Source organism: Hymenobacter tenuis, from assembly GCF_054780495.1.
The window spans coordinates 240215-254625 of record NZ_BAAGWF010000004.1 but is presented as its reverse complement, the minus strand read 5'-3'; the positions used below and the strand labels follow the sequence as shown (position 1 = coordinate 254625).

At 57.2% G+C, this 14411-nt stretch carries 7 protein-coding genes; 6 read left to right on the top strand and 1 reads right to left on the bottom strand.

Annotated elements, in window-relative coordinates; translation table 11 throughout:
- Positions 1 to 68: 68 nt before the first annotated feature.
- From ACYVGU_RS14530 to ACYVGU_RS14505, 6 genes are all read left to right on the top strand, one after another.
- Entirely contained in the window at positions 69 to 6029 is a 5961-nt protein-coding gene (locus ACYVGU_RS14530) for a putative Ig domain-containing protein (protein WP_460622656.1), read from the top strand.
- Between the two features lie 138 nt (positions 6030 to 6167).
- Positions 6168 to 7130 (top strand): NAD(P)/FAD-dependent oxidoreductase, encoded by a 963-nt coding sequence (locus ACYVGU_RS14525; RefSeq protein WP_460622655.1) that lies wholly within the window; start codon positions 6168 to 6170, stop codon positions 7128 to 7130.
- A 104-nt stretch (positions 7131 to 7234) separates the two neighbouring features.
- A complete protein-coding gene (locus tag ACYVGU_RS14520; protein ID WP_460622654.1) occupies positions 7235 to 9748 on the top strand; it encodes a DUF5686 and carboxypeptidase-like regulatory domain-containing protein in 2514 nt (837 codons plus the stop codon).
- 231 nt (positions 9749 to 9979) lie between these two features.
- Positions 9980 to 11149 (top strand): galactokinase, encoded by a 1170-nt coding sequence (galK, locus tag ACYVGU_RS14515; RefSeq protein ID WP_460613339.1) that lies wholly within the window; start codon positions 9980 to 9982, stop codon positions 11147 to 11149.
- Positions 11150 to 11221: 72 nt separating this feature from the next.
- Entirely contained in the window at positions 11222 to 12274 is a 1053-nt protein-coding gene (locus ACYVGU_RS14510) for a galactose-1-phosphate uridylyltransferase (protein ID WP_460622653.1), read from the top strand.
- 269 nt (positions 12275 to 12543) lie between these two features.
- A complete protein-coding gene (locus ACYVGU_RS14505) occupies positions 12544 to 12819 on the top strand; it encodes a hypothetical protein (protein ID WP_460613337.1) in 276 nt (91 codons plus the stop codon).
- Between the two features lie 88 nt (positions 12820 to 12907).
- Here ACYVGU_RS14505 and ACYVGU_RS14500 read toward each other — a convergent pair whose 3' ends face one another.
- Entirely contained in the window at positions 12908 to 14410 is a 1503-nt protein-coding gene (locus ACYVGU_RS14500; RefSeq protein ID WP_460622652.1) for a zinc-binding metallopeptidase family protein, read from the bottom strand.
- Between the last annotated feature and the right edge of the window lies 1 nt (position 14411).

The window sequence follows — 14411 nt, the reverse complement described above, 5'->3', positions numbered from 1 at the left end:
CTACACAAGGCTTAGTATGGCAACTCGACAATGCTAATGTTAGCGCAGCAAACATATCTACTGTGCAGATGAACTTTAGCCGTCCGGTGAAGAACTTGGCATTTGCAATGGAGGATATCGACGTTAGCACCCTAGCTAGTGGCGGTAGCGACTTCATTGACGAAGTAACGTTCAATGCCTACACTCTAGGTGGAACTTTGTATCAACTCCAGGCTGCTGATGTGGCGTTGGGTTCCAACGGCAGTAACACGTTTGTTGCTGGTGCTAATACCATCAAGGGCATTGGTGTGAATAGTGGCCCCGCAGGAACGGTGGTACTAACCTATCCATCAAGTGTTGCCATTTCGCGACTTGAGATTATCTACAAGAACACGCAGGCGTACACTGCTGGCAACCTTCGTTTACAGACCATTGGTATACCATCAATGGTGTGGTGCGCTGAAGTAGACCTAGCCACTACGCTTACGGGTCCTGCTCGTGCTGTTGCCGGGCAGCCGGTAGACTACGTGGCGACAACCAAAAACCAAGGCGACATTAGTGCTGCGGGGGTTGTATCCACAGTTCAGCTGACTGCGGGCCTGACTAATGTGACCATTAACGGGGTCGCAGCCGGTGCAGCCTACGATTCGAATACAGGCCTGCTCACGTTACCTGCCATTGGGACATTAGCGAGCAACGCCACTAGCACCAGCACTATTCGCTTCACTATGCCAGCCACGGGCCCTGTTACTGGGGTGGCCAGTAGCACAACTACCGGATTGGACATAGAGCCGGTTAATAATAACGGTACGTTGGCAAATGCGAAAGTATCGACGGTTGTGAATACGCCGCCCGTACCTGCAGCTAAAAGCACTTCTACCCCCCGAGGGAGCTACACTGCATTACTGCCTTTGTCAGCAACCGATGCCGATAATGACGCCATTACTAGCTACACCATCACCCAGGCCAGCCTCACAGCACTTAATGCGTCCGGCAAACTGTATGTTCTTGTTGGCAGCACTTACACTGAGGTAAATGCCACTAACTTCCCAGGGCTATCGCTTACGCCGGCGCAGGCCGCGGCCCTGTACTTTATGCCTGCTACCACCGCGGCATTGGGCAGCGTAAATTTCACGTATACTGCCACGGACGCACTAGGGGAAGTCAGCAAATCAGCCGCTACATACACGCTGACTATCACCAACGCGGCTCCGGTAGCTATCAATACTACCAACTCTGGCTCTATTAGCAGCAGCGCTGATCAAACCGTTATTTCAGCATTGTCTGCCACGGACGTTGATGGCACTATTGCATCTTACAAAATTTCAAGCTTGCCCACTGATGGTACGCTGTACTACAATGCTGGCTATGACTACGTTGCTTTCACGAGCAGCAACATCGGGACTGTAACCCTAACACCGGCACAGGCAGGCAGCCTACGCTTCGATCCCTCTGGCTCTACGAATGGCAACGTGACTTTCACCTTCACGGCTACTGACAACGATGGTACAACCGATGCCACGCCTGCTACTTATACCATTCCGGTAGGCAACGTAGCCCCAACGGCTATTTCAAGCGTAAGCAATGTTATTCTCCCAAGCGGAGGTCCGAATGCAACGTATGTAGTAACGCCTTCATTCCAAGGAAGCGATGCTGATGGCACAGTTACATCTTACCGGTTAACAGCGCTACCTGACGGCACCTCGCAAGGCACCCTTTACTACACAACTGCCGGTTCTACCGCTAACGTACTTGTTACGACCACTACTGATATCCCAGCAAACGGCACGCTGCGTTTTGACCCAGCTAACAACAATGACTCGTTTATCTTAAGCCTTCCCTTTACGGCTAAAGATAACAACAACGCCACCAGCACTAACACGGCTACGCTGACCATACCTGTAAACACAACGCTACCGGTTGCTAACAATGTCACCAACGTCACTATCCTGAGTAGCGCCGCCCGTACTGATATATCCACGCTGAGTGCTAGCATTACAACCGGAAGCATTTACAGTTACATCTTTTCCACCGTACCCGACCCAGTTACTCAGGGTACGCTTTACCGGACGTTCGCAGGCGTCACTTCCGCTGTTATTGCTGGCTCCGAGTTTACGACGGGCACACTAGGCACATTGGGCGTACTGAGCTTTGACCCTATTGGCACCAACAACACGGACGTTACATTTACCTACACGGCTCGTGCGAACACTGCAGTCGGCCCTACTGACCCCACCCCTGCTACCTTCACCATTCCGATTGGAAACGTGGCGCCTGTTGCAACAGCTACCAGCGCTACCATGCCAAGCAGCAATGGCTCCACGGCTATTCCAGTACCTAGTGCTACAGATGCTGATGGCACTATTGCTAGGTACACTTTGTCTGGCCTGCCTGCTTACACGCTAGGTACCTTGTACGTGGGAACCACTGTGGTGAATAGTACGAACTTCCCTGGCTTAGTACTCACCCTGGCTGAGGCTCGCGACCTGAAATTCGACCCGGCCGGCACCAGCAACGGTACGTTCGTTTTCAACTTTACGGCTACCGACAACAACGGTGGTGTATCGTCTCCAGCAGTTGCCTACACCATTACGGTAACGAACGCAGCTCCTTCCGCCACTGATGTAAGCATTTCGGTAGCCTCTGCTATTCTGAGCACGAATGGCCAGACCAGCATTCCAACATTGGCCGCAACGGATGAAGATGGCACTATTGCTTCTTATCAGTTCACGAGCCTGCCAACCAAAGGCACGCTTTACTACAACACTAACACCAATGGCACGGCTGGCTCTTACGTGGCTGTTACTGCTGCTAACCTACAAGGCGGTACTAGCCAACTCAACCTCAGCAAGGAACAGGCAGGCACGCTGAAGTACGACCCCTCGGGCAACTTCCCAACTGCTGACAATAGCGTTGAGAATGACAGCTTCCGGTTCACAGCTACCGATAACAATGGCGGCATTGATGCTACTCCTGCTACCTATACTATTCCAGTAAAGGAGAACGATACGGAAGCCGTGTATTCTACTCCGAATACGTTTGCTAACACAGCCCTAACCAATGGCTCGGTAGTAGCAACCGTAACGGACGCGAATGGCATCATCTCGTCAGCAGTACTTGCTAGCGGCAGCACGCTGCCTACGTTCCTGACCCTGCAAACCAATGGTACCATTAGTGTCAATACGAACGCCGTTGTAGCGGGCACTTACACTGCTACCATCAACACAGTAGATGCACTAGGTGGCGAATCGGCAATACCCGTTACTATCACTATCAATACCGATAAGCAGGCGGTGTACAGCACTCCGAACACGTTCAACCGCGATGCGCTGAGCAATGGCACTTCGGTGGCTACGGTAACGGACGCTGATGGTACCCTCACTTCGGCAACCATCGCAACGGGTTCCTTGCCAGCTGGCATGGGCTTCAACACCACGAACGGTCAGTTCACGGTGAACAACGCTACGGCCCCTGCTGCTGGCACCTACACCTTCACGGTGAACACGGTAGACGCACTAGGTGGCAAATCGACGGTAACTGCAAGCATTACTATCACCACTGACCAAGAGGCGGTATACAGTTCGTCTAACTCATTCAATACGGATGCAATGACTGCTAATAAACCGCTGGCTTCCGTGACGGATGCCGACGGCCTTCTTACTTCGGCAACCATCGCAACGGGTGCATTACCCGCTAATATGGGCTTTAACACTACTACTGGGCAGTTTTATTCCATCGGCGGCACACCAGCTACGCGTCCAGCGAATGGCACTTATGCCTTCACGGTGAACACCGTGGATGCAACCGGAGGTAAATCGACGGTAAGTGTAAGCATCACCATCCTCGCTGATCAGGAAGCAGTGTACACAGTAGCCGCGGCTAAAAACGTCGACAATTACGCCAACGGCTTCACGCTGGCTTCTGTTACGGATGGCGACGGTTCTATCACGGCAGCTTCGCTGACAACTGGTACGCTGCCCGCTGGCACTACCCTCGCTGCCAACGGTACCATTAGTGTAAACAACACTTCAGCGTTGGTAGCCGGCTCCTATCCCCTAACCATCAGCACAACTGATATTACGGGTGGATTGTCTAGCAGCACTATCACGCTGGTTATTAATCCGGATGCTGAGGCGGTATACAGCACTTCGAACTCGTTCAACCGTGATGCGCTGAGCAACGGCTCCTCGCTGGCTACGGTTTCGGATGCCAATGGCACCCTCACTTCGGCTACTATCACGATGGGTACTCTACCTGCTGGTATGGGCTTCAACACTACTACGGGCCAGTTCTCGGTGAACAGTGCCATAGCTCCTGCTGCCGGCACCTATGACTTCACAGTAAATACGGTGGATGTAACTGGTGGCAAGTCGAGTGTTACGGCTACCATCACCATCTTCGCTGACCAGGAAGCGGTGTATACTGTGGCACCAGCAAAAAACGTAGACAACTACGTTAATACTAACGTACTGGCTTCGGTTACGGACGGCAACGGCAACATCACGGCCGCTTCGCTCACGAGCGGTACGCTGCCCGCCGGCACTACCCTGGCTACAAACGGTACCATCACGGTAACGAATGCTGGCACACTGGTAGCTGGCTCCTACCCCCTGACCATCAGCACCACCGATGCAACGGGCGGCACCAGCAGCAGCACTATCACCCTGGTTATCAATGCCGACAGAGAAGCAGTAGCTTCTTCTCCGAACTCGTTTAACCGCGACGGGTTGACCAATGGCAAGACCCTAGCAATAGTGACTGATGCCGATGGCACCATCACGGCTACTAGCCCCAACCTGCCCACTTGGTTGAGCTTAGCTTCGAATGGCACCATCACGGTTCCCACGGCAGCTTCAGCTGTAACGGGCACCACAACCTTCACGGTGAATACGGTAGATGCCCTAGGCGGTAAATCAACGGTAACTGTCAGCATCACCATCTTCGCTGATCAGGAAGCTGTAGCTTCTACGCCTAACGCATACAACCTCGATGCCTTGACGAACGGCAGGAGCCTAGTAACTATCACGGACCAAAACGGAGTTATCACGGCGGCAGCTGGTACTGGTGTTCCAACTTGGCTGACTGTGGGTGCTGATGGTACCATTAGCGTACCCACTGCTTCTGCGGCTGTAAAAGGTCAGTATAGCTTCACGGTCAATACTACAGATGCCACCAGCGGCACCTCTTCGGTAGCGGTTGCGCTCAATGTATTCGAGACCGAAGCCGTGTACAACGTGGCCTCGCCAACCAATGGCCCTTACGCCAATGGCTACTCCTTCGCTACCGTTTCAGATGTTGACGGCGTAGTAGTACGAGCAGTACTCAGCAATTCAAACTTGCCTTCGGGTATTGATATGAACGCTGCTACGGGTCAGTTCACAGTAGCTAACCGCTTACTGCTGAAGAATGGCACGTACCCCATGGACGTAATTACTACAGATGCTACAGGTGGTGTAACAACCAGCCGCGTAACTATCATCATCGGGGCCTACCCGCTGCCGGTTACGCTGGTAAGCTTCTCAGCTAAGGCTGCTAATCAGGATGCTAAACTGACTTGGCGCACGGCTCAGGAGCTGAACAACGACCGATTTGTGGTAGAGCGCAGCTTTGATGCTGTCACCTTCCAGGCTATTGGCGAGGTAAAAGGCCAGGGCACTACTACTCAGGCTAAAGACTACAGCTTCGTAGACGCCAACGTAGGCACGAGAGCGCAGGGTGCGGTGTATTACCGTCTGCGCCAGATGGATACGGATGGCACTCCTACGCTGAGCATGGTGCAGGCCGTGACGTTCGCAAAAGCAGTAGCTAACGTAGAACTGTACCCGAACCCGGCATCTGACCTTTCGGATGTTCGTCTGGACCTTTCCACGCTGCCGGCTGGCACGTACCGCGTGCAACTGACCGATATGGCCGGCCGCATGGTTCGCTCAACTACGCAGCAAGGTGGCCTCAACCAGGCACTGGAAGTGCAAGGCTTGCCGCAAGGCAGCTACATCGTCACCATTCAGGGCAATGGCCAGGTGTTCACCAAGCGCTTAGTGAAAGAATAATCTGACTAGGTTGCTTTTCGCAAAAAGCCCCTTCTCTTCGGAGAAGGGGCTTTTTTGCTATAGATAGCCAATTCACGTGCCCGCTGGCCTAACCTCACTCCCGAATTCTGGGTATAGACTGGGCTAACTCTTGTTTTTATGTCTGACTCAGTTCCTCGTCATCGGGTACCTAGCTGGCCTTTGACCGATACGGATGTTGCTATTGTGGGTGCTGGTAGCGCTGGCCTGAGCGCGGCCTTGGTACTAGGCCGCTGCCTGCGCCGTGTGGTGGTGCTCGATGGCGGACAACCCCGCAATGCCCCCTCACCCGCCGTACAGGGTTTCCTGACCCGCGACGGAACCCAACCCGCTGAGCTACTCCGCTTGGGCCGCGAACAGCTGACGCAATACGCCTCTGTTGAAATCAGGGAGGCGCGGGTTCTGGAGATTAAGGCCATAGCCAAGCGCTTTGAGCTTACCCTGGAAGGGCCAACCGGCCGCAAGTCGACGCTTTCGACACGCAAAGTATTGCTGGCCACCGGCGTTGAAGACGAGCTACCGCCCATTGAGGGCATGCGCGAACTGTGGGGCAAAGGCGTGCTGCACTGCCCCTATTGCCACGGCTGGGAAGTGCGCGACCAGCCGCTGGCTGTGTACGGACGCGCCAAAATGGTGACTGGACTGGCCTTACTGGTTAGCCGTTGGAGCAAAGACGTAATAGCGTGTATTGACGGCCCGGGTTTTCTGACCGAAAATGCCCGCCGCCGCCTACGTCGCCAAAACATTCAGGTGCGCGAAGAGCCCGTGGCAAGGCTGGAAGGCACAGATGGCGGAGAGCTTCGACATATTGTGTTCGAGTCGGGAGAGAAGTTAGCTCGCGCGGCCGTGTTTGTGCACGCGCACCAGCACCAACGTAGCCCCTTGGCCGAGCAGATGGGTTGCCGCCTGACCAGTAAGGGTGCCATCTGGGTTAATAAAAACCACCAAACCTCAGTGCACGGCCTGTACGCTGCCGGCGACAACACACCTGGTACGCAGCAGGCACTTCTGGCGGCGGCAGAGGGTAGCGCCACCGCCATCAGCATCAACGAAACCCTGACCCGCGAAGAATGCCCGAAGTAACCGCCGGGACCAAGCTGGTGGGGGGCTTATTCGCTTTTGCCGATGTCGCTCGATATCTTACCAGTTGCTAGGTTGCCGTAGTCTGGCCTGAACCCACTGCCATCATGCGTATTTTCTGCCCGCTGCTTTTGCTGCCTTTGCTGCTGCTAGGTATGCCTGTGGCGCAAGCCCAACGCTTGGTGTTTAGTGGCCGCGTGACGGAAACCGTTAATGGCCAGCCGGTTCCATTCGCATCAGTGTTTGTACGCGGCACGAGCCAGGGCGCTACGGCTGATGAGAATGGGCGCTACCAACTGACGGTGGCTGGCCCCGTGGATACGCTGGTGGCATCGGCCATTGGGTTTACGGCCGTGAAAAAGCCTGTTACCAGCACCGCCGCCAAACAAACCATCAACTTTGCATTAGGCTCGGGGTCGGTGGCGCTGGGCGAGGTAGTAGTTCGGCCGCGCGAAAACCCAGCGTACGTGATTCTTCGCCGCGTGCAGGATCACAAAAACCGCAACAACAAGCGCCGACTGGAGGCTTTCGAGTTCGACTCCTACAACCGCACGGAGCTAGCTCTTAATAACCTGCCCGACCAGGTAAGTCGCCGCAGCGTGCTGCGCCAGATGATACAGGTAGCCGATAGCCTAGGAGTAGCGCGCGATGCTAAAGGCAAGGCCATAGTGCCCATCTTTGCCTCTGAGGTGCTGTCGCGCTTTTACCAGAACAACAACCCGTTGCGCAAGCGGGAGGAAGTGCGCAAGACACAGATGCGCGGGGCAACGCCGCGCGAAGGCTCAGTGGTGTCGCAGATTATGGGGTCCTCGTTTCAGGACTGGGACTTCTACCTCAACTGGCAACAGCTGCTCGGCAAGGACTTCATCTCGCCCATTGCCGAGGGTTGGAAGTTCACCTACGAGTACGAGTTGCAGGATTCGGTGATGGTAGGCGAGGATTTCTGCTATAGAATTGGCGTGACGCCGCGCAGGCCGCAGGACCTGGCGTTTGTGGGCACCATCTGGATAACAACCGACACGTATGCGCTGCGCCAGCTTGACTTGGCTGTGAGCCCCCAGGCTAACCTCAATTTTGTAGAGCAGGTGCGCGTGTGGCAAGAGCTGACGCCCTCCGCCGCCGGCGCAGGGTTGCCGCGGCGTACTAGGGTAGTAATTGGCATAAAGCCTACTAAAAGCAGCACGGGCATTCTGGCGCGCCTCACCACGGTCAACTCCAATTTCCTGGTTAATCAGCCTAAGCCGCTGGCCTTCTACGACCGGCCCTTAGAAACGGCATCCGATGCGTTTGAGGTGCCCAAGGACTTTTTTGCGCAAAACCGGCCCGACTCCCTGACCCAGCAAGAGCAGGCCACACTAATGGTACTGGACTCGGTGCGGAAGCTGCCGGCGGTGCGCAACCTGCTGGAAATAGCCGATGTGGCCGTGAACGGCTACTACCGCGCCGGCAAGCTCGACTGGGGCCCGATTCTGACGGCGTACAGCTTCAACAGCATTGAGGGTCAGCGCTTTCGAGTGGGCTTTCGGACTACCCCCGAGCTAAGCCGCGACTGGCTGTTGCGCACGTATTTGGCCTACGGCACGCAGGATGGGCGCTTTAAGTACGGGCTGCGGGTGCAGCGGGTGCTAGAGCGCCGGCACTGGACGGTGGCCAACTTCGAGCACCGCAACGACCTAGACCAGGTAGCCCTGCTCGACAACGACTATGCCCTGGAAAATCCGCTGTTTGAAGCCTCGGCCCGCCTAGGCAACATCAGCAGCAGCCGGCCCTTGCGCCGCGAGCTGACCAGCGTGGCGTTGCAGTCCGATCTGTTTCGGGGCTTTACCCAACGCGTGGTACTGCGCCATCAGCAGTTTCGGCCCTTGTACCCCTTCGCTTACTACACCCGCGAAACTCAGCCCGGCTCCCCTACCGACGACCAATTTTCTCTGTCGGAAGTAGTACTAGAATCGCGTTATGCCCGGGACGAGGTGCTGGTAGAGAACAACCAGAACCGCCGCTCAGCTATTGGTGTGAAGCGGTGGCCGGTGTTTACGGTGCGCTACACCCTAGGCGTAGATGACGTGCTGGGGTCGGACTTCCGGTATCACAAGCTCAACCTGCTCATCGACCAGAGCATCCGGCTGGGCCAGCTGGGCCGCACCGATTACCGGCTGGATGCGGGCTACATCCCGAGCACGGTGCCGTATCCGGTGCTCAAAACGCACCTCGGTAACCAGTCGCCGTTCTATAACGCGGGCGCCTTTAACCTGATGCGCTACTTTGAGTTTGTGAGCGACCGGTACCTAGCGTTTCGGCTGGAAAACCAGTTTGATGGCTTTCTGCTGAACTCTATTCCGGCCATTAAACAGCTCAACTGGCGGCTGGTGGCCACCGGCAATATTCTGTGGGGCAGCGTCAGCCAGGCCAACCGCCACATCATTCCGCAGACCGACCCCGTGAATGGCGGGCCGCTGCCGTCGTTTCGGGCCTTAGGGAGCACGCCGTATGCGGAGGTGGGCTATGGCGTGGAGAATATCCTGAAGGTGGCTCGGGTTGATTTCATTCACCGCCTCACATACCGCAACGCGCCAGGGGCTCGCAACTTTGGCGTGAAGGTGAGCTTCCAGTTTAAGCTGTAGTAGGTTCTGCGCCAGGTCAGCAGGCACGCCTCCACTGAAAGCACAGCATTTTAGAACTGACTTTACCGGTGAAAAATACCGGCTACGGTGCCGTAAAAGCGGCAGAAGCGCCTAGATTAGCGCAGCCAAAGTCTGAAATACCACGTAACATTGAGCCGCGCCGGCCGGTACCAGCCGCCTGTTCTGTAGTGGCCTTCCTACAGCAGCAACCGCCTTTATTTCCTTCTCGCTATGCAGCTAGCTACCACCATTGCCCACGAATTTCGTCAGCAGTTCACCTCCGAGCCTCTGCTAGTACGCGCCCCTGGCAGGGTTAACTTAATTGGCGAACACACCGATTACAACGCCGGCTATGTGCTGCCAGCGGCGGTGGATAAGGAAATCTTCTTCGCGGTGGGCCTGAACCAGACCAATACCATTCGGCTGGTTTCGCATGATCTGAAAGAGTCGTTTTCCATAGAAGTTACGGCGGTAGAGCGCGGCCAAGTGCAGTGGGCCAACTACCTGCTAGGCGTGGTGGCCCAGTTTCAGAAGCGCGGCGTGCAAGTACCAGGCTTCGACTGCGTGTTTGGCGGTAATATTCCGTTGGGTGCGGGCATGTCGTCGTCGGCGGCGCTGGAGTGCGGCCTGGCCTTTGCCCTGAACACGCTGCTCGGTACCGAGCTGGACCGCATGACACTAGCCCATATGGCTCAGAAAGCGGAGCACGAGTACGCCTTGGTGCAGTGCGGCCTCATGGACCAGTTCGCCAGCTTGTTTGGCCAGCCCCGGCAGGTAGTACGCCTCGATTGCCGCTCCCTAGAGTACGAGTATTTTCCCTTTGATACCTCAGCCAGCCAAGTTGTGTTGTGCAATTCGGGCGTAAAGCACTCCTTGGCCAGCTCGGAATACAACACGCGCCGCCAAGAGTGCGAGCAAGGCGTAGCGCTGCTGCAACGCCATTATCCCCACATTCAGAGCCTGCGCGACGCCACCCCGGAGCAAGTACAGGCCCATAAGGACGAGCTTGGCGACGTAGTATTCCGCCGCTGCCTGTACGTGGTGCAGGAAAACCTGCGGGTAGAAGCGGCCTGCCGCCACCTGCTGGCCGGCGACTTGCGCGCCTTCGGGCAGGAAATGTACGCCTCGCATGCCGGTCTGCGCGACGACTACGAAGTAAGCTGCCCCGAACTGGATATTTTGGTAGCCTCGGCTCAGCAGGCACCCGGCGTGTTCGGGGCCCGCATGATGGGCGGCGGCTTTGGCGGCTGCACTATTAACCTGGTAGCGCCCGAACACGTGGAGGCGTTCATCGCCCACCAGACGGCCGCCTACCAGCAGCAACTGGGGCTGCACCTGGAAACCTACACGGCTACTATTGTGGGCGGCGTGGGCACGCTGGAGCCCAGCGTAGTGCAGTAATCTGCTGCCATTAAAGCCTAGCCCTACTTTGCTGCCCAACCGGCACGTTTCTCTTACTTACCTCAGCTTCTCATGGCCGATTTTGATAGCACCGAGCACCCTCACCGCCGCTACAATGCGCTGAGCGGAGAATGGATTTTGGTTTCGCCGCACCGCGCCAAGCGCCCCTGGCAGGGCCAGCAGGAATCGGCGGAGCCGGAAGTGCGTCCGGCCTACGACCCTACCTGCTACCTCTGCCCCACCAACACGCGCGCCAATGGCGAGGTAAACCCGGCTTACGAAGGCACGTTTGTTTTCGATAACGACTTTGGCGCCCTCACCCCTGATGTGCCCACGGGCGGCATTAACGTGGAGGGGCTGTTGCGGGCCGAAGCCGAATCGGGTATCTGCCGCGTAATCTGTTTCTCGCCGCGCCACGACCTGACCCTGCCGGAAATGGAGTTGCCGGCTATCAGGGGGGTAGTAGATGTGTGGGTGGAGCAGTACCTGGAGCTCGGCGCCCTACCCGATATCAACTACGTTCAGATTTTTGAGAACAAGGGCACCATTATGGGCTGCTCAAACCCGCACCCGCACGGCCAGATTTGGTCGCAGCGCACAGTGCCGGTGGAACCTGCCAAAGAGTCGGTGCAGCAGGCTGCCTACTTCCAGGAGCACGGCCGCAGCCTGCTTTCCGATTACCTGGCCCTGGAGCTGCGCGAGCAAAAGCGCGTGGTACTGGAAACCGAGCACTGGGTAGTAGTAGTGCCATTTTGGGCGGTATGGCCCTTCGAGACCCTGGTGTTGCCGCGCCGGCATGTACAGTCCATTGAGCAGCTGACCGACGCCGAAAAGGACTCCTTTGCTGAGGCCCTGCAGCAGCTGACTATCCGCTACGACAACCTGTTCAACATCTCTTTCCCGTACTCCGCGGGGCTGCACCAGCGCCCCACCGATGGCCAAGAGCACCCCGAGTGGCACCTGCACATGCACTTCTATCCGCCGCTGCTGCGCTCGGCCTCTGTCCGCAAGTTTATGGTAGGCTACGAAATGCTAGGCACCCCGCAGCGCGACATTACGCCGGAGTTCAGCGCCGAAAAACTGCGGAGCTTACCATCGACTCACTACAATCTGAACAACAAATAGTTACCTACTTTTGACACCAGTCAAGATAAGGTTGTATGATAGCAAGGATTTGCTTGGAACAGAAAAAATCCGGTTAGTTTAGTCGAACAATGCGCCGCGCCGATGCGTTGGACGGTAAGCATTGCTACCTGACTAGGTCCGTCCGGAGCCCGTACCGTTGGCACGGAATACCCCGCAGGCTTTTGCTCTCATCATCCGTTGGCCCGGGTTACCGCTCTTCGGAGGGGTAGCACTCTGCCTAAGGCCTCATATCTGTAGAACGACACACCATGCCAAAGTACGAAGTTGCTAATCTTACCCTGGCGGAAGCTACCCGTCATGCTCCTTTTGTTGATTACGCGCGTTGCGTAGATGCCAGCCAGCGCCCCTACAACCACGTGGGCGACTGGCCCGAAGAAGGCCAGCTGTACCCCGTTCGGGTAGTGGACTCGCACACGGAGGGCATTCCGCTGGTGCACGTGCTTGGCTTTGAGGGCGAAGCGCCCTATTACAATGCCTACGGCCCACACCGCTTCGAAATGCTGCTGACCGTGTGGCTGAATTAGTCCGACTCTCGTATTAACATAGCAGCAAAACGCCCGATTCTCACGTGAGAATCGGGCGTTTTACGTTGGGTGAAGTTGGCTTTCGTGGCTACCGTTCCAGCTTGAAGTCAGGGTCCGCCTTTAGGCGTTCGGAGGCCTCGGAAACCAGCCAGCCGGTGGCATACATCCAGCGCGTCATGCGGGTAAGCTTGCCGATGTCGATGCGGGAGGCTTCGTCGCGGGGCGTGTGGTAGTCGGGGTGCAGCAGGGTGGTGAAGAACACGGCCGGAATGCCGGCGCGGGCATAGGGTAAATGGTCGGAGCGGAAGTACCAGCCTTCGGGGTGGGTGGCTTCATCCCAGGAGGTATCAAGCTTGAAGCCCGCGGTGCGTTGGTTGGCTTGCAGGGCCATTTCGGTAAGAGCGCGGGAGTTGCGATGAGGCGGAATAGAACCAAGCAGTGCTGCGGAGTCTGGGGCATTGCGGCCCATCATATCTCCATTGAGCACTGCTACCAGCGAGGACTTTGGCACGGTGGGGTGCTCAGCAAACCAGCGCGAGCCCAACAGGCCGCGCTCCTCGGCGCCGTGCCACACAAACAGCGCCGACCGAGCCCCGGGCCGCTGTTTCCAGGCCCTACCAATGGCCAGCAGGGCCACCGTCACGGTAGCATTGTCATCAGCGCCGTTCCAGATGGAGTCGCCGGCTACGGGCTTGCCAATGCCATCGTGGTCGTGGTGGCCGCTGAAGAGCACGTGCTCCTGTCGCCGGGCGGGGTCAGTGCCGGCTACGCGCGCTACCACGTTCACGGATGGATACTCGAAGTCGTTCTTTTCCAGCTCGGCCTGTAGGCGCGCACCCGATTTGCGGAGCGTAGCGCCTACTGCTTGCCGCACCAGCAGCACCGGCACGGGCGCTTCCGGCGCTAGCATAGTGGGCAGCAGGTACTGGCCGTCCTCGTAGCGGTGCCCCACAAAATCCAGGTTCGGCTCCGTCGTGGCATCAGCGGCCAGTACAATACCCGCTACTCCACGGGCCCGCAGCGCAACACTTTGCTGATTAATGGCAGCTAGGGCGTAGCGCATACCCCAGAGACTCATTTTGGGAGCCGGCAGCGGGGCAGGCGGTACAATGGGCATTGCCACAATTTTTCCTCGCAGGTCGCGGCGCACAGTATCGGCCAGGGTATTGAGCCACACTACTGGGCCGCTGAGCCGGGCATTCATGGGGGTAGTCACCCAGGCATCGCGCCACAGGGCCAGGGGCTGGCCGTTGAGCAGCAGGCGGGAGGTAGCGGCCACCGTGATGCGCCGCAGCGGATAAAACTGGAAGTAGGTGCCATCGTCGCCGGCGGGCTCCAATCCGGCTTGCCGGGCGCGTTCGGCTACCCACACGGCGGCCCGCAACTCATCGGCGGTGCCGGCCCGGCGCCCGCGGAAGCTGTCGTCGGCAATGGCAAACAGGTCGCGGCGCAGGTCATCTTCCCGGATTGCTCCTAGGCCCGGCCCGCCAGAGTCACTTGAACCACTTGTGGAAGCTACCGGCCCCCGGGCGCACCCGGCCAGTATGCCAACAAAAAGCCCCAAGGCACCATACAGCGTAGTTGTGCGCATC

Bases quoted from the DNA above. Each gene is read 5' to 3' on its own strand.
- ACYVGU_RS14530 (WP_460622656.1), top strand. From the start codon at position 69: ATGAACTTTAGCCGTCCGGTGAAGAACTTGGCATTTGCAATGGAGGAT.
- ACYVGU_RS14525 (WP_460622655.1), top strand. From the start codon at position 6,168: ATGTCTGACTCAGTTCCTCGTCATCGGGTACCTAGCTGGCCTTTGACC.
- ACYVGU_RS14520 (WP_460622654.1), top strand. From the start codon at position 7,235: ATGCGTATTTTCTGCCCGCTGCTTTTGCTGCCTTTGCTGCTGCTAGGT.
- galK (WP_460613339.1), top strand. From the start codon at position 9,980: ATGCAGCTAGCTACCACCATTGCCCACGAATTTCGTCAGCAGTTCACC.
- ACYVGU_RS14510 (WP_460622653.1), top strand. From the start codon at position 11,222: ATGGCCGATTTTGATAGCACCGAGCACCCTCACCGCCGCTACAATGCG.
- ACYVGU_RS14505 (WP_460613337.1), top strand. From the start codon at position 12,544: ATGCCAAAGTACGAAGTTGCTAATCTTACCCTGGCGGAAGCTACCCGT.
- ACYVGU_RS14500 (WP_460622652.1), bottom strand. From the start codon at position 14,410: ATGCGCACAACTACGCTGTATGGTGCCTTGGGGCTTTTTGTTGGCATA.